The following is a 23,924-nucleotide window of genomic DNA, read 5'->3' as shown; positions in this document are numbered from 1 at the left end:
CTTCTCCTACTGCCACAAAAGAAATAATCTATTGCTTATTTCTTTTATTAAATTGTAATATAATTACAGTATGTGAAATTATATTACATTAACTTTAAAAACGAAGTGAGAATAATCTTCACTTCGCTTTTTTTATTTGCAATCCTTGTTAAATTTGCTCAATGCAGTATTTATTTCCACATTCTTCGCTTTTATTTAATCGGTTTCTCTGTTTTTAAGACAAATGAACTTAATGCAGGAACTTTAATTTTATTGTCATGGACAACATAAAGTGGTTTACTTCCCGCCTGCTTCCCGTCTACTAGTACTTTCCAAGGACCTTTCGATGGAAGTGTTATATCAACAGCTTCTCTATTTGCATTGTGAGCCACTGTAAAGTATTCATTTTTATTCCCCTCTATTGTATAAGCTACCGTATTTTTCGGGGCATCAATAAATGATACGTGTGTTTTTATTTGCTCTGCAGATGTCATTCGAAAAGCTGAGTACTTTTTGCGTAATTCTATTAAACCCTTCATATAATCTACTTCATTATTAAACGTTGCACGGCGCAGCCAATCCATCTGGTTAATTGAATCTGGAGATTTGTAACTATTATGATCACCGTATTTCGTCCGCATAAACTCTTGCCCTGCATGTAAAAATGGAACTCCTTGTGATGTTAATAAAATTGAAGAAGACAATTTGTGCATTTGTTTTCGCACTTCTTCACTGTCACCTGAATTAGTTAACTCAAGTTTATCCCATAATGTATGATTGTCATGTGCTTCCACATAAGTTAATACCTGTTCCGGATCTTGATAGGTAGACGAATTTGTATCGTAGTCAATACCTGCCGTAATACCTTTTTTAATACAATCTTCCATGTTTTCCTTTCCATTTATAAAACCATTTTCCTTTTCCTCAAATACACTACCTTTCAACCCATCACGTATATTATCGTTAAAATGAGCAATCCCTTTCATTTTCTCTGCATTTTTTTGATTTGCTTTCAGCTCAGCTGCAAGAGGTGTATTTAAATCCCATCCTTCTCCGTGTAGTATAATAGAAGGGTCAATTTGATTAACAGCTTTACGTATTTCATTCATCGTTTCATAATCATGAATACCCATTAAATCAAAACGGAATCCATCTAAATTGTATTCTTTTGCCCAATATGTGACGGAATCTATCATAAATTTCCTCATCATTTTTCTTTCTGAAGCAGTATCATTTCCTACTCCAGTTCCATTTGCAAATGTTCCATCTTCATTGTAACGATAATAATAACCTGGAACTAACTTATGGAAATTAGATTCAGCAGCGTTATACATATGGTTATATACTACATCCATCACTACTCGAAGATTATTATCATGTAGTGTTTGAACCATTTGCTTCAATTCAGTTATTCGCACAGTCGGCTCATAAGGATTTGTAGAATAGGAGCCTTCTGGAACGTTGAAATTTTTAGGATCATATCCCCAGTTATATTGCGGTTCATTTAAAGTCTCTTCATTTACAGAAGCATAATCAAATATCGGTAAAAACTGAACGTGAGTAACACCTAGATCCTTTATATGATCAAGTCCTGTTTTTACACCTTCTGGCCCTTTTGTTCCTTTTTCTGTTACACCTAAATACTTCCCTTTCTGTTTAATACCACTTTCAGGTTGGATGGAAAGATCGCGTACATGTAACTCATAAATAATAGCATCTTCCGGATTTTTAAATTTTGGCTTTTTGTTTGCTTTCCATTTTTTCGGATTTGTTTCTTCTAAATTAACGACTGCACCTTTATCTCCATTTACAGAAGCAGCACGCACATATGGATCAACCGCTTCAGTCCATGTATCACCAATTTTGACCTTATACGTATAAAAGAGCCCTTTTTGATTCCCCTTTAGTTCTGCTGTCCAAGTTCCCTTTTCACCTTGTTGCATGTTTATTTCAGCACCTATTTTATCGTTCCAGTTTTTATATGTAACTAACTTCGCTTCGCTTGCAGTAGGAGCCCATAAACGGAACTTTGTATGTTGCGCGGTATATGTATTCCCTAAATCGTTACCACTATAATAAAATAAATTATCAAATTCCTCGCTACGAATGACTTTACCAATTTCAGTATTCGTATCAGCTAAGTTTTCTATTTTAACTTTGTATGTTTGTTTTAAATCAATTTTCTGTTCCGTAATTATTTTGACCTTATTAGTAATATCTCCACTATTTATATCATAAGGACTAATATTTTTAATTTTAATGCCTTCAATTTCAATTTTCTTTTCCCTAATATGAAACGGGACATTAGTCGTTATGGTAATTTCATGGAAACTATCAATAGTTGCTTTTTGAATTGAGAGATCTGAAGAAGGCTTAGAGTTATATACTTTTTCATCGCCCGAAAGAATCCATACTTCAGCACGACCGCCCTTTATATTTTCAATCCAACGATCCCCACCATCTTTTTCCCATTCATTTGTTCGAACTATAAATCCTACACGATTATAGTCACCGTCTATTTTTATCTTAGCGTATTTTCCAAATTCATCTTCACCAGTAAATTCATAAGATGTACCATTTGCATTTTCTCCCCATAACCAAAGATTCCAGTCTTTTGTATTTCCAAGCTTCTCTTTGTAATGAATGATAACTTCAGTTGTTTTCGAATTTGAAACTGCCTTCACACCATGAAAGGAGAAAACAGATGATAACATAACGATTAAAGTAAGTAATAAAACTGTTTTGTTAATTAATCTTTTTATAATTTGCACCACATACACCCTTTCTTCAAATATTACTAGCGATTTATTATGCTTACACTGAATAACACTGCTTAAATTAATCTAGAAATCTCTTTTGCTTCACCTCCATATTGGCTATTTTCACGTATGTATTTCAATGACCTTTTAATACGGAAGCGTTTGCATAAATTGCTTAAAAAAATAGATTTGTGTATGCCCTCATATATTTGTAAATGCTAAAAGGTCAGGGAAATCATTTTAAAGCAATCGTTTGTTATCGCTTTCATTTTATAGACTTTCTATCAAGAGGTCAATATATTATTAATTTTCTGTTTTTACACACTTTAAACCTTATTTATTTGTCGCAACTTCTTACAGATAACGCACCTAATTATTGCTTAGTCAGTTTATTTCCAACAATACATTGCTAAGTAAAAAAACAGCTAATATCCTTAAAATGATATTAGCTGTTTTTTCATAATGTATTAATATATGAATGATAACTATATTTCTAAATTACTTAATTTTTGCTGCATCAAATGCCTTTTGAACTGCTTGAACTTCAGCTGTATTTGCACCATATTTATTAGTTGCCACTCGAATACATGCTGATCTCAATTCTTTGAAATTAGAAGTCATGTTTAACTCATCAGTATTTGCATAATAGAAAATATCAAACATTTTATCTTCACCAATTCCTTTAACAGTCACTCCGTTATGAGTTCCGCCTTTTGCAATGAGATACGCAACTTTATTAATAATACTTGAATTAAAATGAACACCGCCTTGATCCCATCCATTAAAATCGTTAAATTCACTGTAATCATCTGGATAAGGTACTCCAAGTGAAGATGGAACAGAAGCTGGGTTTTCCATATCACGGAAAACAGATCCCGTTTGTTCTCCCATTGTCCAGTTAAAGTTTCCATTATTTACGTATTTCTCAATAGATGTTCCCATAATATCAGATAGTGCCTCATTAATCGCACCGGATTCCCCGTAATATTCAAGATTAGATTCGCTAGAAGTAACAGCATGTGTAAATTCATGTCCAGCTACGTCATATGCTTTAACAATAGGATCACCATATACAAGCATACTTCCATTATTAGCACTTAATGCATTCTGCCAATTCTTCGGATCATTCGTCTCTTCAGAATCCCAAGCGTGTACAACTGAAACTACCTTTTGTCCCTTATTATCAAAGCTATTACGCTTGTATTTATCTTTATAAAAATCAAATACTTTTGTTGCTAAGTAATGAGCACTTACCGCTTTGGGATCGTTAAATGTTGCCGAAGTACTAGTCGCTAATGTACCAGGATAATAGCTTTCTTCTTTAGTAATATCTTTGTAATTCACATCATATGTTTCAATCCCTTGCCCTCTTGTATAATCAGCAAGAGCATATTTGCCATTACTTTGTTTAGAGATACCAAATGAACGAGAAATACCTAAATCATCTTTTCCTGTTCCAGTTAATGATGTAAGACTGCTTTGTTTACTTTTCTTTAAAGCTCCAACTAGTTTGTCACTAGCTTTTAAGTTAGATTCTTGTACCATATTTTTTAACATATCACCATTTTGTGCATTTACTAAATAAGTACCAGAAACATAGTTTGGTGTTGCGGCTTCAAAGGTAACTTGGTATGCATTTTTAGCTTGTCCATTATTTTCATCAACAAAAATAACCTCTTTAACTTCTGGCTCAGTAATAAACTTGATATCGTTCCCGTACTTCGTATAAATAAATTGTTTTGCTTCATCTTTTGATAGATTAATAGGTTTTTTCAATTCTTCTTGTTTTAAATTTTGCGCGCTATCACCTGAAACACTTTTAATAACACCATTATTATCTACATGTGCAGTTAATTGATGGCCATATACTTCTTTTCCTTCGTATGTTTGCTGCATACGTACAAGTGTAGTTCCATCATACGAACCACGTTTTTGAAGGACTTTATAATCTACTCCTGCTTCTCCATTGACTTGTTTTTGGGACAGAGCTTGCTCTGTTTTCTCCTTAAGTGCATCCTTTACTACATTTTCTGGTGCCTTTTGTGACGGTTGTGTAAGTTCACCCGAACGGAACGATTCCTCCTGAATTTGAACTTGTAACTGATCTGTTTCCTCTGCATGACCTACCCCATATGGTGCCACAGCTGTTAAAGCTAATCCTGTTGTTAATGCTACCTTAGTTAATGTCTTTGTGTTTTTCATTATTTCACCTCGTATAATTTTTGAAATAGAAAGCTTGTACAAAGTATACTGTCTATTTCTGTCGGAAAAAAGAGAAAATACACAATTTATGTAACATTATGCAAAATTACATAAATTGTGGTCAATATTATAAATAATGAACGGAACACATATGTACATTAATTTGAATAAAAGAGAGTCCTTATAGGCGCTCATCCAATTGGTTAGTTATTAATTATCTATATTCATTGTAATAAAAGTATACTTACCTCTAAATAACAATTACTATAAGAAACCTTATAATTTATATTTTTTTAGTAATCCTACTAAGTTTTTTGTAAAATTCACCTTTCGTTTTTATATGCTTAAACTGATTTGGATTAATATTTGCTTTTTGTGAGAGTGCTACAATCTCTTCTTTTGTAATTGAATCTTTCGTATTTATAGATGCTATATTTGTGTATTTTCCGTCTTCTGTTTTTGGAATTTCTAAAATCCCTTTATTCACAAGATCAACTACAGCCTTATGCTCTGAAGAATGTAAATCTACACCAGTAATTTTCCAATTACGCATAACTTTTGGCGTGTATACACCGTTCTTTACCTCTTTTAAATATGTAATAGCAAGGTTACGAATGGTTCCACCTGTTTCTCCAAATGCATTCTCTTGTTTAGATGACCAAATTTGTTCAAACTTACGCCCCTCTAAAGCTCCTCCTTTTGCCTGAAGAGCCTCCATTCTGTATGCATTCATTCCCAGCGTCATAACATCGCTCATTTTGATTGGTTTGTTTGTACGAATAGAGCGTAAATTTGTAATTCTACTTCCGTATGGTTTTGTTAAGTCAATTTCGTATTTTACGCCTCCAAAGAAATCGTTCGTACTGTATTTAGATGCACGGCGGGTTTTATCAAAGCTAACGGTTACATCTCCGGCACGAGATGAGTTAAAATATCCTGCTGCCCATTCCATATAGTCTTTTAAATCTTTTCCAGAAATCTTATATACTGTAATCTCTCCCAAGGCATATTGGTAATTATACGCAATATCTTTTTTCTTAATAGGACCTGTATCCAAACGGGCATAATCATTATCAATTTGATGGGCTACTACATCTGCTTTACTGTAGTAGAGCATGACTTCATGAAAGAAATCTGATAAAGGTGTTTCTTGAATCTGAACACTTGGAATACCCTTTATTTCATTTTCAGGAACAAGATTTCTACCCTTTAATTGAGCGACTACAACATTTGCATCTCCTCTCGCATATTCGTGAAAAGGTGTTAGTGTTTCTTCAAGTGTAGGATCAGATAATATCGTTGTTCCATCAGCATTTTTTACAGGTATAGCGGTAGCAGTTTTATCTTTTAAAACCAACTTCCCATCTTGCTTTGTAAAAGTAAGGTCAATACGTGAAATATGTGTTCCATATTTATCTGGCTCTGTAATAATTACGCCATTTACAACTTCTTTTTTTACAAGTTTATGCATGTGAGCCGCAAAAATAGCGCTTAGTTCCGGACAAGCATTTGCAATATCTTGAACACCAGTACCAGGGATACCATTCTCATTTTCTAATCCCATATGCATAACTCCTACCATTACATCTACTTTACCTTCTAATTCCTTAATTGCCTTTTTCGTCTCTTCTACCGGATTTTTCACCACTAAACCATTTAAGTGATCTGTCCCTTTTTCAAAATCACTAATCATTGGTGTATTCATACCAATAATCCCAACTTTAATTCCACCTTTTTCTACAATTGTATATGCAGGAAGAAAGCGCTCTCCATTTTCCTTATAAATATTTCCTGCTAACGTTTTTCCCTTATATTGCTCACTAACTTTTTTCAATGTATCTAATCCAAAGTTGAATTCATGATTTCCAAATGCCCAGGCGTCATATCCCATTGTATTCATCGCTACCATCATTGGCGATTGTGGCTTATCGTTGAATAATTCTACTGAGTTTCCTTGAATTGTATCCCCGGCATCTACTAATATGGTATTTTGATTTTCTTGACGGACCTTCTTTATAACCGTATAAAGCTGCGTCAAACTTCCACTCATATTTGCTCCATCAAGCGCATAATCCCAAGGCATAAATCTGCCATGAATATCTGCAGTACCTAACAATGTAATATTAACTTCAGATTCCTCAGCCTTAGAGATAGGTGGTTTGACTATTACTGCTGTTCCGAGCAGTAATAGAATTACAAAGTAACATACATAGTTCTTCCATTTCATTTTTTGCATAATAATAATATTTCTCCCCTTTTTGTACTTTCGTAAAGTTGTTTGAACTTTAAAAATGTAACTTATTATTCGGGAAACTTCAACTACAAAAGATAATTTTGAAGGTGGTTCTGTTGCAAAAATAAAGAGAATAAATTGCATACATCCCCTAACAGAATTGTATTTTATCGTTTCCTGACAGAATACCCCTTCCTTAAGGGTGTGAAGTGTACTTTCAAAATAAGGATATATCATTCATTATCATTTCAATTTATTAAAACGTGCATATACAATATGTTATGATGATTAATTTTTTGAATTTCGTTGCTGATTTATTTCCTTCTAAATAAAAACACTTTCAAAAAAAATAACCCCGCTCTTCATTTAAGACGGGGTTACACTTATACAGAAAATCGGATAGTTTTATATTTTCTTAAGCTTATTGGTTACTTTCAACTAATTTCATTCTATTTTTGTTTTCTTCTGAATCAATATGAATCAATCGTTTCCCCTGTTTATAATACGCATCAATAAACAGGGAATGATTTTTACTTTTCAATTTCACAAGGCAATTTTATCTCTTTGATTTGTTCTATATGACGCTGTTCATGCAAATAGATTAATTCTATCCACTGATCAAGAAATAATTCTCCAAGAGCTGGATGCATCACTGATTTTTTTACTAATTTAGATTCATCTTCTATTGTACTCAGAAAACGCATCAATTCTTTTCTTGATTCGTTTAGCATATTGAGCATTTGCTCCACTTCAAATGGTTCTATACTTGGTTCAATCATTTCTGGAGCTATAAACTTTTTCGTTCTATCTAATAAAATAGTGTGAATTTCTTTACGCTCATTTTGGGTACTATCTAACTTTTTTAACCCTGAGGAAATAACTGTTATCACTCTTTCATCTAATAAAACTAAATGATGACAAACTTGTGCAATACTCCATTTATCCTTATCTGGTTTCCTATTAAATTGAGCATCACTCAACAAAGAAATTTCCTCAACTAATTGATTTCTCGTTTCATAAAACTTGTCATTTACAAATGTATCCATGCGGATTCTCCTTTCATTGCAACCTACATACTTAAATTTCTACGCTAAAAATATTATCTTCGAAAACAGATTTTCTTTCACTACTATTCCAATTTCATTTTAAAGCCACAAATAAATCAACTTTTAACTTTCCTTCTAGATCTTCAGCAAGATTATTTAAGCAAAACTCTAAATTATCTCTATCATAATCTGCACCATACTCACTATTTAGTAGCCACTCTGCATACATGTATTGATACGCTTCACTTAATTTATGAGGTTCATCATAGAACTGGTATAGACCATATGTACCTCCATCTAATCTTTTAAATTGCACATCATGATACTTTTCTTTATCGAAGTTTTCAGGAATCGTAACACATGCATCATGCCGGCACTTATGACTTGCAACAAGTTCAGGATTATCTAATGATATTCCGATAAATGATTGCTCTGGTGGATACAGTTTATTTTCAATTGACCAGTTCAGTAACTTCCCCCAGTGATCTTGCGGTTCAAAGTAGCTACCAGTTCGTCTTATATACGCTACTTCTAATGGTGGTAATTTTTTTATAACAACTTTCATTTATATCTTCTCCCCTATAAATATGTACACTGTTTAATTAGCTTTTTTTAACATTTATTCCTTCTTAAATTAAAAGAATTCTCTAATCATATAAAGTGAAACTTTAATCAGCGGGAGATGAATTTTAATTGAAATATAATTGATTACTATTACTACTACTAAAGTAGTATGTACTTTCATACTTTTATTTGATTTTACATTCTTTTTAAATCGATATATTAATTGTAAGAAAATAAAAAGGTGGAGGATTTTAATTGATTAAAGGAATATACGAAGCGCATTTACCAGTGAGTAATTTACAACAATCTATCAGATTTTATGAAAAACTAGGGTTGAAGTTAGCCTGGAGCGATGAATCAACAGCATTCTTTTGGATTGAGGATGGGAAAAGTTGGCTAGGATTATGGGCGGGCTCTGAATACGAAACAAAATATCATCCTTCTTTACGTCATATTGCATTTAGAGTTTCATATGAGGATTTAAAAGAATCATTATATTGGTTACACTCACTTCAAATTAAAGCTGTTCCGTTTGGGAGTAATGAATCTATTGAACCATTTGTCCGTCCACATCAAGGTAATGCATCTGTTTATTTTATTGATCCAGATGGTAATAGCTTAGAACTTATTTGTCATATTTTTGTACCTAACGCACTAAAACATATAAATGATAAATTATCCTTTAAAGATTGGGAGACACTATTAGCTGACACATTTGAATGAATATTAGTTATAAATCATAATGGCTCACCTTTATTTTTATAACATGTATAACAATCGTGAATAATAATGTCCTATCAATTTATCATTAAATAAATGTAAAAAATGGCCCTATTTATTCATTTTTAATGCGTATGTATGTACATTTGTTAATTTATTCGATATATTATGGGTATTGAATGATTACGAAAAGTGTATAGGTCGCTTATATAACACCTTATATTTTTATATCCGTGAAAACTACAAAGTGTATGAAAATCCATTTGTCAAATGAATTTAGTGCGGAAGGAGGTTTGTGGTTACTTCATAGGGTATAATAATCAGTTTTTACTGATAAAAATATAGGAGGCGACATAATGTTTCGTACGATTTCAAATTTCATGAGAGTAGCTGAGATAAGAAGGAAAATCCTTTTTACACTAGCGATGTTAATCGTTTTTCGAATTGGCACGTTTATTCCAGTTCCTCATACTAACGCAGAGGTATTAAAAGTACAAGATCAAGCTAACGTTCTAGGTATGTTAAACGTATTTGGTGGAGGAGCATTGCAACATTTCTCAATCTTTGCTGTAGGTATTACACCATATATTACAGCTTCCATCATAGTACAATTACTACAAATGGATGTTATACCTAAGTTTTCGGAATGGGCAAAGCAAGGAGAAATGGGCCGTAAGAAATCAGCTCAATTCACTCGATACTTTACAATCATTCTCGCATTCATACAGGCCATCGGAATGTCTTATGGCTTTAATAATATAGCAGGTGGACAATTAATAACAGATCAAAGCTGGACTACATACTTATTTATTGCGACAGTTTTAACTGCAGGTACTGCATTTTTACTTTGGTTAGGCGAACAAATTACCGCTAACGGAGTTGGTAATGGTATTTCGATGATTATCTTCGCAGGTCTCGTTGCCGCGATTCCAAATGTTGCAAATCAAATTTATTTACAACAATTCCAAAATGCTGGCGATCAGCTATTTATGCACATAATAAAAATTGTTTTAATTGGACTCGTAATTTTAGCGATAGTTGTTGGTGTTATTTACATTCAACAAGCTGTACGTAAAATACCGATCCAATATGCAAAAGCTGTTTCAGGAAACAATCAATATCAAGGAGCAAAAAACACTCATTTACCGCTTAAAGTAAATAGTGCTGGTGTTATACCAGTTATCTTTGCTTCTGCATTTTTAATGACGCCGCGTACAATTGCGCAGCTCTTCCCTGATTCAAGCGTATCAAAATGGTTAGTTGCAAATCTTGATTTCGCACATCCAATTGGAATGACACTTTATGTCGGTCTTATCGTTGCTTTCACATACTTCTACGCATTTATTCAAGTAAATCCTGAACAAATGGCTGAGAATTTGAAAAAGCAAAATGGATATGTTCCTGGTATTCGTCCTGGTAAAGCAACTGAACAATATGTAACTAAAATTTTATACCGTTTAACATTTATTGGTGCAATTTTCTTAGGTGCAATTTCTATATTACCGCTCGTATTCACGAAAATTGCTACGTTACCACCTTCTGCTCAAATTGGTGGTACAAGCTTACTTATCATTGTCGGTGTAGCACTAGAAACTATGAAGACGTTAGAAAGCCAGCTTGTAAAACGTCATTATAAAGGCTTTATTAAAAAAGTGAATTAATTATCAAAAACACAGTTGGTTATTTTTCCAACTGTGTTTTTGATTTTATCAGTCCTGTAATATACAGGGCTGTTGCTTTATTAAACTACATCTCCTTCTCTAATAACCGCCCTTTTTTGAAATAAGTCCGTAGTGTTGAACGATTGGCCAAAAATACACCAATCAATATAAGACAAGCTCCCATTCCCATTGTAGGATTTAAGGGTTCTCCTAATACGATATAACCTACGATAATTGCTATTAATGGTGATACATATAACCACGTCGATGGAAATACTGGGTTTGTTTTTGATAAGAGCCAGTAATATAATCCGTGTCCACCGATCGATCCGATAAATATGAGATATAAAATAGGCCATTGTACACTCCATGAAGTTAATACAGTTACATTTGGTTGTTCTACAATAATAGATGCGATTAATAGTAAAATCCCTCCATAAAACATTTGAATTCCGTTAATAAGAAATGGTGATACATTTGATAAATCTGAAAGTATTTCTTTCGAACGAATAGAGCCTATTCCGTAAAATAACTCTCCTATAACTAAAACAATACAAGCAATACTCCATATGAAACTTACTTGTTGATGCATTCCTGGTAAAGAAACAAATATAACACCTATTAGTGCAATAACTAAGGCAACGAGTTGTTCCTTTTGTAATTTCTCCCTATTCCTCTTTGCTTGTATTAATAAAATCATCATTGGTCCCGTAGCAGAAAGAACAGCAGCTAATCCCGAAGAAATATATTGTTCTGACCAATATAAACTTGCGAATGTCATAAATGTTAAACAAAATCCAGCATACATAATACGTTTTGAAAATATATGTGGCATAATTTCTTTTCGCTTTAATTTAAAAATAATCATAAGGATTATGCCCGCTAAAAAGAATCGAATTCCTGCTGAAAACAACGGTGGCGCCCCTGCTTCAATTCCAATTTTTATTGTTAAAAATGTTGTCCCGAAAATAATACATACTAAAATGTAATTAAAAATGACCATTTTTCTTCCTCCTTTTTACTCTTAAAATGAGTATAGAGGGTATGGTGTATAACAGTGTATCAATACATATAACAGTTACTTCAAGTTGTAGTTGATTCCCTATATATTTTTCGCTTTAATTAAATTAAAAAGAAAAATAGGTGAAACTATGAAGATTGTATTGCGTAAAGAATCAAACATACCGTATTACAAGCAAATATATATGCAAATTGTTGAAAGAGTACAAAGTGGTATGCTTTCACATGGTGAATCCCTTCCTTCTTTACGTTGTATGGCCACAGATTTACAAATCAATGTATTAACTGTTCGTAAAGCGTATAAACAGTTAGAAACGAAAGGGTATATACGCATCGAACAAGGAAAAGGTGCTTACATATATAAACGTGTAAAGAAAGATTTCAAACCGATACCGTATAAATGGCAACAATCAAGATCTATTAATGTTATGCGTTCTCAATATGCAATGAATAAGCACCGTAAATATTATGATTTTTCACAAGCAATTCTGTATCCTCGTCTGTTACCAAATCCATTTTTGGCAGACGAAATGCATAAATTGCTAGATAAAAATCCGATGTTGTTAGCAACTTATGGGCCAGTTCAAGGCGATTATGAACTGCGAGTTGAAATAGCAAATTACTTAAATGAACACCAGAAATTAGTGACGGACCCATCTCAATTATTAATTACAAGCGGAGCACAACAAGGAATTGATTTAATTGCTCAAACATTATTAAAACCTGGAGATATCGTATTAGTAGAAATTCCATGTTACAGTGCTGCGCTTGACGTTTTCATCAATAAAGGTGTTCAAATCATTCCTATTTCTCTTGATAATCATGGAGTTCGCTCCGACTTAATTGATGATATTTGTCAAAGTAAAAATCCTGTTTTATTGTATACAAATCCCACCTTCCAGAACCCGACAGGTACAGTAATGAGTAAAGAACGAAGAATGGAACTTATAGAACTAGCGGAGCTATATCAATTTTTTATCATTGAAGATGATTCTTTCGGAGAAATATATTTTGAAGGTGCTATAGTCCCACCACCAATCAAAAGTTTTGATAAGGATGGCCACGTGATATATATAAAAGGATTTAGTAAAACGTTAGCACCAGGACTCCGTATCGCAGCACTTTTTGCCGATGGTCCTATTTTTGAATGGCTATATGCAGTGAAAGGTTCCATGGATATCGGTAGTCCTTTATTAACACAGAAGGCACTTCTACCTTTCTTACGTGCGGAACGTATGAAAAATCATTTAGAAAAATTACGTACAGCTTTACAAATGAGACGTGATTTAACAATTGATATACTATCGCCATTAAAAGGACTAAACTTTGAGATACCAAATGGCGCTTTTAATTTATGGGTGAAACTGCCTGATTCGATAGATCCCTTTACCTTATTACAAAAAGCAAATGAAGTAGATGTCTCTTTTTTACCAGGAACAGCTTGTCTATTAAACTACGAAACAAATGATAACCAATTAAGAATTAGCTATTCAATGTTAAACGAGAAAGATATGGCAATTGGATTAGAGAAATTACATGATACAATACGAAACAGTATTTGTTAGAAGTAATAACACAATAGCCAACAATAAATAATACCCGAAAATGACAATGTGTAGTATGGGCTATTATTTATTGTTGAGCTTTTTCGTTATTCTTAACAACCGATTTTAAAACTTGTCTTTCTTTCAATTCTTCAACACTACCATATCGATCAATAACAATTGCTTTCATTTACTCTCCTCCTTGCTGTTTATTTTAATAACATACAATTATTTCTCAAATTTTTTTGTCTTGAATTACCATATAATTATTTTTGGGGGTAATTATGCAAGAAGCATTATAAAGTGAAACTTTAATCAGCCCTCACCAATTGGGCTCCTACTGCTCGTTAATACTGGATGAATTTCAAAACAAATCTTACACACATCTTAGAATCATCCAAAACTGTTTTATTAATTAAATTCAAAAGAAATGAGGCTAACTATATGAGTGAAAAGATATTTAAAATAAACGGAATTGATATATGTACAGAAAGCTTTGGGAACCCTAAGAACCCTGCTATTTTATTAATTATGGGCGCTACATGTTCCATGGTTTATTGGGACGAAGAGTTTTGTGAGCTGTTGGCTAGTACGGGGAAATTTGTTATTCGCTTTGATAACCGTGATGTTGGACGCTCTGTTGCCTACGAACCTAGAACTTCCAATTATACAGTAACAGATATGGCTGAAGATGCAATTGGAGTACTAGATGCTTATCATATTGATAAAGCTCACCTATTTGGTATGTCATTAGGTGGTATGATTGCTCAAATTGCCGCTATAAAACATCCCGAAAGAATTTTGACGCTAACTTTACTAGCGACTAGTGTAATAGGATCTGATGACAATACTCGCGATTTACCTCCAATCGATGAAAGAATTTTAACACATCATGTAAATGGCACAAGTATAGATTGGACAAATAAAAACGATGTGGCAGAGTATTTAGTTTCAGGATCTCGTCTATTATGTGGATCAGAACGAATATTTGATGAAAATAGAGTTTATACACAAGTAAAACAAGAAATAGAACGCGCAAATAATTTATTAAGTATGTTTAATCATGCTTTACTTCAAGGTGATGATGCATATGAAGGTGTACTTCACTCCATACAAGCACCTACATTGGTTATTCACGGAACAGATGATACAGCACTCCCATTCGAACATGGCCTCGCACTAATTGATGAAATTCCAAACTCAGTACTATTAACTCTTAAAGGGGCAGGCCATGAAAACCATCCAGATGACTGGGAAAACATAATTACTGCTGTTTCTAAACATACATCTGAAATTTAGACAAACAAATAATTAACAAAAGGGGCACAAATTATATTGTGCCCCTTCTATTTACAAACAAAAACCCATCACTGTATTCGTATGTATAGTGATGGGACTTCTTATATTTTTCTATGTTTAAAAAAATGGACAATCTAATTGATCAACAGATTCCCATAATTTTTTTTTTGCATTTTCGGTGGATGTATTTGTTTCTAGTGTCATGTTTTTAAAAGGGTTTACTTCAACTTTTAATAAGGATGAAGGCTCCACATATAATGAGAAAACATGGCTGCTTGGTAAAGCTTTAGAAACGTCAATATCTCCTACTTGTTTAAATAGTTGCTGCGCAGCAAAAAAGAAGAAATTAGTTGGATTTGATTGTTTATTCAGCCACGCAAGCATTTCAGGTGATACCGATTTATGAATATTGATTTTTACTCGATCACCACGTTTATATCGCCTAGATCGCATACTTCCACCAACTAACTTATCGTTAAGTTTGTAAATCCTAACTCTTTTTGCTTATGCTCTCTATATTTTGGCGAACAAGTATAGACTAATAATCCTCGTGCATTGGTAAATAACGGATTATCTACAAAGATTACATTTTTGAGTCGTCCTTTTTGCTTTAAAATCATTTTTAAACTGTTTTTAATAATTACTGCACCACCGCCATAAATAAACACGTATGGATCGTCTTTCATATCATCAATTTTATTTATAATATCTGTTGCAACACGAGCTGCTAAACCTAATAGTGCCGGCTGTGATTCCTCAACTAATAAGGTATTTCTCGGATGCTTATCATTTAAATAAATTTGATTGAATTCTGTAATACTATCAATCGTCTTAGTTGGATACTTTCGGTTCCATCTCGTGATAATTTGTAATAACGTCTCTTTTACACCATAAGATAAACCTTTACTTAGTTGCGGACGGAAATTTACCCCTAATGAAACAACTTCTTCTGTCGTCCCTGCACCAATATCAAAAGAGAGTAGAGTCTTATCTACAAAATCAATTTCAGAAACTTGATTCGGCTCACATTCTATTTTATGTTTCACAACATTTCCTTCTTCATCGTATACAATGCCCCACGTCCCAGATGCGCCCTCAGGCAGGCATTTACAAAACTCAATTGAAACATTAATTGTCACATCGCGTCCGTTCGGATAATGGAAAATAACCTTATGATTTCCCATATAACGTTTTGCATTTTCAGCAGCTATTTCTTGTGTAATAAGCTGCATAGGAAGAGCGACAGATAAATCATAACGAATATTAATATGGCTAGAAGTTGGACTTTGACGCATAGCGCTTACCGCCAAACCTGATAGTATTGTAATAACCATTAACTCATCCGTTGACTTATTCGATTTCTTCTCTACCTCAGTACCTTTTAATTGATCTTGAATGACTTTTTCTCCAACGATGTATCGTACATTATTTAGCATTAACGATGGCGAACTTATAGTCACATCAATGTGGTTTTCTAATTCAGATAATGAAACATCTACCTCATCTAAGAGTCCTGTAGGCTCACCTATATATAAAGAATAAATACTCGGAATAAAAATAGGGTCTTGCCCTTTCACCATTAACTTCAAACCGTTGTTTCCTGCATCTGCACCAGCTTTTAAAAGTATAGACATAACTACCCCCTAAATTAATCTGACATCCCTTCCAAATATATGCGAGCCCATTCTTTTACATTCAAATGTATTGTAATTTTTTATTTATCATAAAACCAAAATATTGCATACTTACATATTTTATGTAAAAAGTATTTGACATGATACTTTTCCAATTTTATACTTATATTTGTAAAGAGTTTTTTACAATCGAGGGGGGCAATTATTTATTGAATACTAAAAAAACTATTTTTATCATCATTGTTTTAGCATTAATTGCAATAATAGTACATGGCACATATAAATACATCACTGAAGGTTCTATTTTGGGTAGTACGATTTTTGCTATTTCGTTAATACTTAGTAATTTAATTAATCACATTACTTGGGGAGATCCCCACGGTGTATCAGAAGAAAGTCAAGATGAAATGGGCCAACAAATTACATATAAAAGCTTTAAAATTGCGTATTTTGTGCTTGTAGTTATAATGTTCCTTTTATTAATCTTCTCCGAAGGATTTTCTATGGGGGCTAATTTAGATGGCGTTAAAAACCTCCCTCTGTTCATCGCAATTTGCTCTTCATTCTTTATTTATCCTATTGTCGAACTCATAGTTGCAAAACAATATAAGTAAAAAGATGAGGTTTTCTACATGTAGAAAACCTCATCTTTTTATATTTACATACTCTCTACAATTGCTTTTAATTTATTCACAGTCCGCCAATTCCTAACTGTAGCTGGTGTATGTAACTTCTGAAACTGGTTCATTAATTTAGAATTTCGAATGCTATTTTTGAAAAACAAATAAGCAACCTTCTCATCTATATAGCAATCTTCAAGTTCACTTTTAAATGTAAGCAATTTACTACTCTCTTCTTCAGAAAGTACATTAGCTAAAAAAGCAACATGAACACTTTCTCCTTCTAACAATGAATGAACTTCATACGGACATTGTTTAATAATATTTATAAATTCATCATGTGTTCTTAGCATGACTGGAACATCGAAATCAAATTCATTTTTCATTTCAGATTGTATTCGGTCCTTTAGAAAGTTTATACCTTCCTCAGATTCGAACACGATATTACCACTTTGTATATATGTTTTCACATGTTTTAATTCTATTGATTCAAACAATCGTTTTAAATCAGCCATTTTGATTACTTTATGTCCACCGACATTGATTCCTCTTAGTAGTGCAACATAAATTGTCATATTATTCCCCCACAATAAAATGAATTTATCAACTGAATTGATTTTCCCACTCATATTTCTCGGATATTTGTTTTAATTCTTCTAACATATCATGAATAGATAATACCTCAAATAAAATAATAGATTCACTTGAAAAATGGTGATGATAATGATCTGGTTTATAATCTTTTAAATCATTTTTATAACTCCAAAATTGCTTGTCTAATTCAGCAATAAGTTTAAAATGTTCCTCATCAATTTCATTACAACGGTTTCTCAATATAGCAATTATAGAATAAGTTGTTTGTTGTAATATTTCCCTTTCACTTTGTGACCAGTCACAGGTCTCAATTGACACTCGAGCTAAATTATCTATATGGTAAATGATTTGCTGTAATAAATGCAATTGCTTTTGTACAAGTAAAAAGCTTCTCATTTCCTTCTTTGTATGGTGATGATATTTCCAATCTTTCTGCTCATATTGAACAAATTGTATCGCCTTATGCAATAATAAAGTCAATTTAGATAGATCCTGAGCTGTCTCCTTTTTCATACCTTTTCCTGCAAGTAATGCAGTAATCCATTCTTCCATAATATTTGCTGTTTTAGCAAATAGATCCTCTGTACATCCAAAAATCGTTTTCGTGTAGTGTGGTGGGAAAATGAAAAAATTCACTAAAGTAGATACTATAATACCAGTAGATGTAGTAGCTAAACGAATTAAAAATGCAGTAAAATAATGATCTGCCGTAATTGGAATCATAGCTACAGCAGTTAAAGTCGCGACTAATGTTCCCGCATGTAACCTTAGTTTTTGACATGTAACAATCGTAAACATCGCAGCTAATGCATAAGAAATTGCTTGATGGCCTAGGAAAAATGTGAAAGTCATGGCATATGCCGATCCAATTGTTGAGGCCGGAAAGCGAATAAACCCTTTTTTTATTGAGTCTGTTGCAGTTGGTTCAATTGTAACAATTGCTGTTATTACAGCAAAAATAGTTGGGATGTTAAAAAATTTACAAACTAACACTGTAAGAAAAACTGCAATCCCAGTTTTAATCACTCTTCCCCCAACAATATTCCATTGTCTATCTTGATTCATTTTTTATATCCTTCATTTCTGTTTCATTTTATATACATATATTATATATTGTTAAAATAAAAAAACCTACTACATGAATATTCAAGAGTAAGTTTTCTATCTCATTATTTCATTATAGGTAAATGCATTATTATTTGTTGGCCAATTGGTCCCATTCTTCTAAAACCTTTATCTTGGAAGCCGACTTTTGCATATAAATTTTGTGCAGGAATATTTCTTTCATTCACAGCAAGTACAACTTCATTTTTTATTGGAAAATAACGTTTTACAAACTCTTCTAATAATAACAATGACTTTTTAGCGTATCCCTTTCTTTGTCTATTGTGATTAATAGAAAATGATGTTAAAAGTAAAGCATCCTCATTATCCGTAAACTCCTTTACTCTATCTCCCGTTTGCAATGCGAAAAGACCAACCGGTACCCCATTGTAATCTAAAATAACAATCACATTTTTTGTACGATCACTTTTTGCTTTCTCCAGTAATGCGCTTGGATCTGATGTAAACTGAACTTGTTCACTTGGTAAAGTAAATGTTTGTATAACTTCTTTATATTTCTCCTTATACGGAACTAATTGAATTTCCCCTGTGTGTATGTTCATGCCAAACTCTCCCATTTTTTGCTTATTAACTTATACCTTGCTGTACTTTTGAATGCACTCTTCCATCTAAAAAGGTAATTTCAACAAATGAATTTGGATCGTTTCCTTTCCAAGCAAAAATTTGTTTAATTTGTGTAGAATGCTCTACCCCTTCTTCTATAAGTAAATCCCCTTCACAACCAATTAAATCTTTTACTTCTGTATAAGTCATTCCTTCATTTATGTTCGAGAAATGGTTTATATTGATAGACGCTTTCTGTTGCCTTTCCATCACAGTAGAAGAAGTTGCTGTTTGATTTTTCACTTCTTTTCTCTGTTCACACGCTGTCATACTGAAACCTAAGCAAAAACTAAACAATATACATGCGCTTTTTTTCATCATAACAGTTGTCCCTCCCATCATAATTAAACCATATATTCCCTTAAAAATAAACTGAATATTTAATATTATATTCAAAAACCTCGTACAATTAAGTACGAGGCTAATTTCATTTATTCAAATGATTATTTGATTGATCATCCTGTTCTTTTCTTAGCTCTTGTTTTTCATCTTTTGGTAATTGTTTATCATTATCTTTAATTGGATTCGTTTCTCTATTTTCAATCATATCATTTGGAACTTGTGGCATTACTCGGCCCACAATAGCCGCTAATTCATCTAGTATACCTTCACCTGTTTTTCCTTTTTTAATTTGCTTTCCAATTTGTTTGAGGCGTTCATACGTATCAACATCTGCTACAACGACTGCATTAGCACCGTCAGGATCATTTTTTAAACTTTCTGCAACAGAGTATTTAATTGATTCAACTCGAGTTCGATCAAGTTTTGCTTTTACGTCTATACCTACAATTGCATATTTGCCGACTACTACGGCTGTCGCATCATTCACACCTGGCACACTTGCAGCTAAAGATGCTAAATGATCTGCTGCTTTTTCATTTGGCTTATTTGATTTATTCGTATAATTAACATTTTTCATTGAGACATTTTTTTGTTCCGGCTTTTCGTTTGGATTGTCTTTTTTTCCAATACTGCATCCAGTTATAACGAAGCAAAGCATCAATATATATATTAGAGTTTTCATTATTTTCACCACTTCACTATTAAGGTTTAATCATAAATTTTTTCAACAGCTTGCATTTTCTTTACCTTTTCTTCGGCCCCACTATTAGCATTAATGAATATTTGGTACGTATCTTTTCCTAAAGTACCTACAAATTCATAGCAAAGTACTTCATTATGCAAATCATTGACTACTACAGCTTTACGTTCTTCCATTACTTTCACATCCGGATTGATTTTCTTTCTTGCTTCTGCTACAGTTAACTTTGCCGATGGAACTGTTCGTTTTTGATGCGACGCTAAATATTCTTTTGCGGAGAACCCTACGATAGAACCGTCATCTAAAGCAATTTTCATTTGGATTGCTTCTGGATAAATTCGTACTCCATTTTCATTTACTACATACGTAAACACACCAACATTATCATATTGAGAGCTATCATAAAGCTCCATATTATTAAACTTATGGTCCTTTAAAAATTTCAAACCTTTACTACCTGCATCGTTTAAACTAACTTTCTGTTCTTTAATTTCGCGGTTATTCATAACCCAAATTGGATATCCGCCTTTTCCCGTAATATCCATATAAAACTCATTGTTCGTTGCTTCATCTTTAATTTTCACACTATAGAAAGATTCTTTCGCACCTTTTCCGCTTTTCTCAACATCTACTTTTTCATTTCCTTTTAAATTCAAAAACGATTTTGCAATTTTCGCCGCTTCATCTTTAGAAATTGCCTTTCCTTGCGCTTCAAATCCGCCTTTTTTATTTTTTTGCGCACTTGTAAAGGTCGGTCCGAAGTTTGTAGAAGAATATGATGTTACGTTTTTCTCTACAGTTTTCAATCCATCAATAATTGTGTTATCTGCTGGATCGCGATTTGATGCAAGTGCCATTTCTACATCCATCCAGCGTAAATTATTTTTCAAAACAAGATGTTGTACTTTTCTTAGTTCATCTTGTATATTTCCTGCATTTGAATATAAAGTTTGCAACGTTTTATATTCTTGCTCATTTAAAGGCTCTTTTTCTAAATCACGAATGGCTGCACGGTAACTAAAATCACCGATATTCGCTAAAAATTCTTCCGTTTTATTAAATGGCATTAATGTTAAAGGAAGTTGCCCTACATCTGAGCGAGCTTCAGATGTTAAACGCCATACATCCGCTAATGCAGGTGATAAAGATGATCGTGAATTCATCGCAAGTGTTGTGCCAATTTTATCGTGTAATAAATCGACTTCGTATGCTAAATCATGGAATGCACGTTGATAGCTATTTTCCGCTCTAATTAAAACCGCATTTTTCTCTTGGTGCTCTTTATAGCCCCAGTATCCTGTTCCTACTACACCGACTGTTAATAATACAATGATAATACCTCGTAACATTGTCCCACCTCCGCTCTATTTACAGAAAATATGTTTACCGATTTTTTTAATTTGTGGACGAGTCCAAATCCATTTACTAGTCGCAGTATCTGGATTGAAATAATATAAAGCATTTCCTGTTGGATCCCATCCATTAATCGCATCTAATACAGCTTTTTTCGCTGTTTCATTTGGCGTTAAATATATTTGCCCATCCGCAACTGCCGTAAAGGCTCTTGGCTCAAATATTACTCCTGAAACGGTATTTGGAAATGATGTACTTGTAACACGATTTAAAATAACAGCAGCTACTGCAACTTGTCCTAAATACGGTTCACCACGTGATTCCCCGTATACTGCGTTTGCCATGAGTTGAATGTCATTTTGCGAATAACCATTCGGAACATTTGTCCCTTTATTTTGAGATGGTTTATTTTTTTGTGCAGTACTACCACTATTTCCTTTATTGGCAGTGGACTTGTCATACTTCGTTGCCTTCACGAGCATTTGCTTCGTTTTAGCTCCAGCTAAACCATCAACAGGTAATCCGAATTTCTCTTGAAAATTCCGAAGTGCCCAATATGTACCCCATCCGAAAACACCATCCACTTTTCCCGTATAAAATCCGTTATATTTCAAACGAGATTGCAGTTCAATGACATCTTCGCCAGATGCTCCTCTTTGAATGACTTGATTAGAAAAAGCTTCTACATTCTTTAGTTGTATACTACTGACCATTAAAGACAGTCCTATGAACGCAAGTAAAACTGCTATTTTAAAAATAGCTTTTTGGCGCATACTTTTCCCTCCTTAATTACAGAAATGATTTCTTGGTTATGTTTTGTAAAAGCCTCGCTTTTATGTAAAGAAGACAAAAAAATCCAAACTAATATCGTTGAAAAAATATGTAAACAATATAAAAAAAGGATAAAAGGAGTTCATCATGAAAAAATCGTTAAAACGTGTCGCACTCGTCATTCTGTTCCTAACAACATGTTCAAATATATATACAGGCTCATCAATTGTTCATGCGCAGCCGCCGTATGCCAAATGGGGTAAACTTGCCGTAGAAAAGACGAAAGAACAATACCCAAAAGCAGAAATTATTGATTATCTACATATAGGTAGAAAACCCAAAACAGTTCAAATAACTGTTGAAAAATTTAAATTGTGGTTACGTGAAGATGGAAAAGAATATGGTGTTTTTGTTGATGTAGAATTTGAAACGAAGACGGAGAAATTTATAAAGTTGTCGTTTCAGAAGACGAGTAGATAAAGTGAACCCCCACTGTTAAAAACAGAAACAGTGGGGGTTCTTGCATTTCTAAAATTCTTTCCTAAAATTTCGATTCCCTAAAAATCTTACCAATATACAAATAGCGCCAATTACAACAGCTATCCCTATACTATATAAAAGGACTCTACCATATCCTCCTATTCTCGGATCTAAAAAAGGATATGGATACCAATTTACGATTGGACCACGTAATAAGCTATATACAACGTAAAAAAACGGGAATAAGAGCCAACTTGCAGCTTTTTTCCAGGTGATTTTCTTATTTGGTGGATTTAAAATCCAATCTAAAAGCATGGTAATTGGCATGATATAATGCAGCACCGTATTTACCCATGGTATTGCAGTTTGAAGTGATTCTTCTAATCCTCTTAATAGTAAAAAATAAATTAGTCCTGTCGTAAGTATATATACCGTTGCCGCACCACGAAGTATACCAAACTGCTCTGATCGACCAAATGTAGCTGTTCCGATACTGCTTAAAAGGAGAATACATGCAACTAAAATGTTACTTTCGATCGTAAAGAAACTAAAAAAGTTAACTGGATTGAACGGTTTCACTTGTGCCCTGATTATGAATTGCGTAATAATGGCGCTACATGCTAGAAGACTTAAACATAATCTAAATAAAGATAAAGTTTTTTCACCCCTCATACA

General features: G+C 33.2%; 22 protein-coding genes. 6 read left to right on the top strand and 16 right to left on the bottom strand.

The annotated features are described in order from the left end of the window. Window positions 1-191: 191 nt before the first annotated feature. The 5 genes from pulA to ASE54_RS13365 form a co-directional block, all read right to left on the bottom strand. On the bottom strand, window positions 192-2,750 hold the full coding sequence (gene pulA / locus ASE54_RS13385) for a type I pullulanase (protein ID WP_001165749.1): 2,559 nt from the start codon (window positions 2,748-2,750) through the stop codon (window positions 192-194). 486 nt (window positions 2,751-3,236) lie between these two features. Continuing rightward, window positions 3,237-4,940 (bottom strand): M4 family metallopeptidase, encoded by a 1,704-nt coding sequence (locus ASE54_RS13380; RefSeq protein WP_000799184.1) that lies wholly within the window; start codon window positions 4,938-4,940, stop codon window positions 3,237-3,239. A gap of 283 nt (window positions 4,941-5,223) precedes the next feature. Further along, on the bottom strand, window positions 5,224-7,176 hold the full coding sequence (locus ASE54_RS13375; protein ID WP_014895270.1) for a 5'-nucleotidase C-terminal domain-containing protein: 1,953 nt from the start codon (window positions 7,174-7,176) through the stop codon (window positions 5,224-5,226). A gap of 527 nt (window positions 7,177-7,703) precedes the next feature. Next, window positions 7,704-8,219 (bottom strand): DinB family protein, encoded by a 516-nt coding sequence (locus ASE54_RS13370; RefSeq protein WP_000379374.1) that lies wholly within the window; start codon window positions 8,217-8,219, stop codon window positions 7,704-7,706. A gap of 94 nt (window positions 8,220-8,313) precedes the next feature. Next, on the bottom strand, window positions 8,314-8,784 hold the full coding sequence (locus tag ASE54_RS13365; RefSeq protein WP_000869613.1) for a GyrI-like domain-containing protein: 471 nt from the start codon (window positions 8,782-8,784) through the stop codon (window positions 8,314-8,316). 254 nt (window positions 8,785-9,038) lie between these two features. Here ASE54_RS13365 and ASE54_RS13360 point away from each other — a divergent pair, with 254 nt between their 5' ends. Then, on the top strand, window positions 9,039-9,506 hold the full coding sequence (locus ASE54_RS13360) for a VOC family protein (RefSeq protein ID WP_000589643.1): 468 nt from the start codon (window positions 9,039-9,041) through the stop codon (window positions 9,504-9,506). A gap of 353 nt (window positions 9,507-9,859) precedes the next feature. Continuing rightward, entirely contained in the window at window positions 9,860-11,164 is a 1,305-nt protein-coding gene (gene secY, locus ASE54_RS13355) for a preprotein translocase subunit SecY (protein ID WP_000490135.1), read from the top strand. 85 nt (window positions 11,165-11,249) lie between these two features. Here secY and ASE54_RS13350 read toward each other — a convergent pair whose 3' ends face one another. After that, a complete protein-coding gene (locus ASE54_RS13350; protein ID WP_000234339.1) occupies window positions 11,250-12,167 on the bottom strand; it encodes an EamA family transporter in 918 nt (305 codons plus the stop codon). A gap of 148 nt (window positions 12,168-12,315) precedes the next feature. Between ASE54_RS13350 and ASE54_RS13345 the strand changes: the two genes are divergently transcribed. Continuing rightward, window positions 12,316-13,749 (top strand): PLP-dependent aminotransferase family protein, encoded by a 1,434-nt coding sequence (locus tag ASE54_RS13345; RefSeq protein WP_014895271.1) that lies wholly within the window; start codon window positions 12,316-12,318, stop codon window positions 13,747-13,749. 423 nt (window positions 13,750-14,172) lie between these two features. Then, window positions 14,173-15,027 (top strand): alpha/beta hydrolase, encoded by an 855-nt coding sequence (locus ASE54_RS13335; protein WP_001290767.1) that lies wholly within the window; start codon window positions 14,173-14,175, stop codon window positions 15,025-15,027. Between the two features lie 117 nt (window positions 15,028-15,144). On the opposite strand, the gene ASE54_RS13330 is transcribed toward ASE54_RS13335, so the two are convergent. Continuing rightward, entirely contained in the window at window positions 15,145-15,480 is a 336-nt protein-coding gene (locus ASE54_RS13330; protein WP_001257762.1) for a hypothetical protein, read from the bottom strand. Between the two features lie 11 nt (window positions 15,481-15,491). Next, window positions 15,492-16,661, bottom strand: coding sequence for a ParM/StbA family protein (locus ASE54_RS13325; protein WP_000025620.1), 1,170 nt, complete (start codon window positions 16,659-16,661; stop codon window positions 15,492-15,494). 209 nt (window positions 16,662-16,870) lie between these two features. Here ASE54_RS13325 and ASE54_RS13320 point away from each other — a divergent pair, with 209 nt between their 5' ends. Further along, on the top strand, window positions 16,871-17,275 hold the full coding sequence (locus ASE54_RS13320; RefSeq protein WP_001093136.1) for a hypothetical protein: 405 nt from the start codon (window positions 16,871-16,873) through the stop codon (window positions 17,273-17,275). A 44-nt stretch (window positions 17,276-17,319) separates the two neighbouring features. On the opposite strand, the gene ASE54_RS13315 is transcribed toward ASE54_RS13320, so the two are convergent. The 7 genes from ASE54_RS13315 to sleB form a co-directional block, all read right to left on the bottom strand. Continuing rightward, window positions 17,320-17,856, bottom strand: coding sequence for a DUF1697 domain-containing protein (locus ASE54_RS13315; protein WP_000158573.1), 537 nt, complete (start codon window positions 17,854-17,856; stop codon window positions 17,320-17,322). A 28-nt stretch (window positions 17,857-17,884) separates the two neighbouring features. Continuing rightward, window positions 17,885-18,940 (bottom strand): aromatic acid exporter family protein, encoded by a 1,056-nt coding sequence (locus tag ASE54_RS13310; protein ID WP_001070855.1) that lies wholly within the window; start codon window positions 18,938-18,940, stop codon window positions 17,885-17,887. A 104-nt stretch (window positions 18,941-19,044) separates the two neighbouring features. Beyond that, complete coding sequence (locus tag ASE54_RS13305) at window positions 19,045-19,557, bottom strand: GNAT family N-acetyltransferase (RefSeq protein ID WP_003309562.1); 513 nt, start codon at window positions 19,555-19,557, stop codon at window positions 19,045-19,047. Between the two features lie 10 nt (window positions 19,558-19,567). Continuing rightward, entirely contained in the window at window positions 19,568-19,924 is a 357-nt protein-coding gene (locus ASE54_RS13300; RefSeq protein WP_000976437.1) for a hypothetical protein, read from the bottom strand. Between the two features lie 106 nt (window positions 19,925-20,030). After that, a complete protein-coding gene (locus ASE54_RS13295) occupies window positions 20,031-20,627 on the bottom strand; it encodes a YhcN/YlaJ family sporulation lipoprotein (protein WP_000854056.1) in 597 nt (198 codons plus the stop codon). A 26-nt stretch (window positions 20,628-20,653) separates the two neighbouring features. After that, on the bottom strand, window positions 20,654-21,994 hold the full coding sequence (gene ypeB / locus ASE54_RS13290) for a germination protein YpeB (RefSeq protein ID WP_000943737.1): 1,341 nt from the start codon (window positions 21,992-21,994) through the stop codon (window positions 20,654-20,656). Between the two features lie 15 nt (window positions 21,995-22,009). After that, entirely contained in the window at window positions 22,010-22,771 is a 762-nt protein-coding gene (gene sleB, locus ASE54_RS13285; RefSeq protein ID WP_001249047.1) for a spore cortex-lytic enzyme, read from the bottom strand. A 145-nt stretch (window positions 22,772-22,916) separates the two neighbouring features. On the opposite strand from sleB, the gene ASE54_RS13280 reads away from it, so the two are divergent. Continuing rightward, window positions 22,917-23,249, top strand: a complete 333-nt coding sequence (locus tag ASE54_RS13280; RefSeq protein ID WP_000749154.1) for a DUF3889 domain-containing protein — start codon at window positions 22,917-22,919, stop codon at window positions 23,247-23,249. A gap of 48 nt (window positions 23,250-23,297) precedes the next feature. On the opposite strand, the gene ASE54_RS13275 is transcribed toward ASE54_RS13280, so the two are convergent. Next, entirely contained in the window at window positions 23,298-23,921 is a 624-nt protein-coding gene (locus ASE54_RS13275; RefSeq protein ID WP_001213866.1) for a Pr6Pr family membrane protein, read from the bottom strand. Between the last annotated feature and the right edge of the window lie 3 nt (window positions 23,922-23,924).

Source organism: Bacillus sp. Root131, assembly GCF_001429475.1.
In the GTDB taxonomy this organism is placed as follows: Bacteria; Bacillota; Bacilli; order Bacillales; family Bacillaceae_G; genus Bacillus_A; species Bacillus_A thuringiensis_S.
This window is presented reverse-complemented; position numbering and strand designations above follow the sequence as displayed.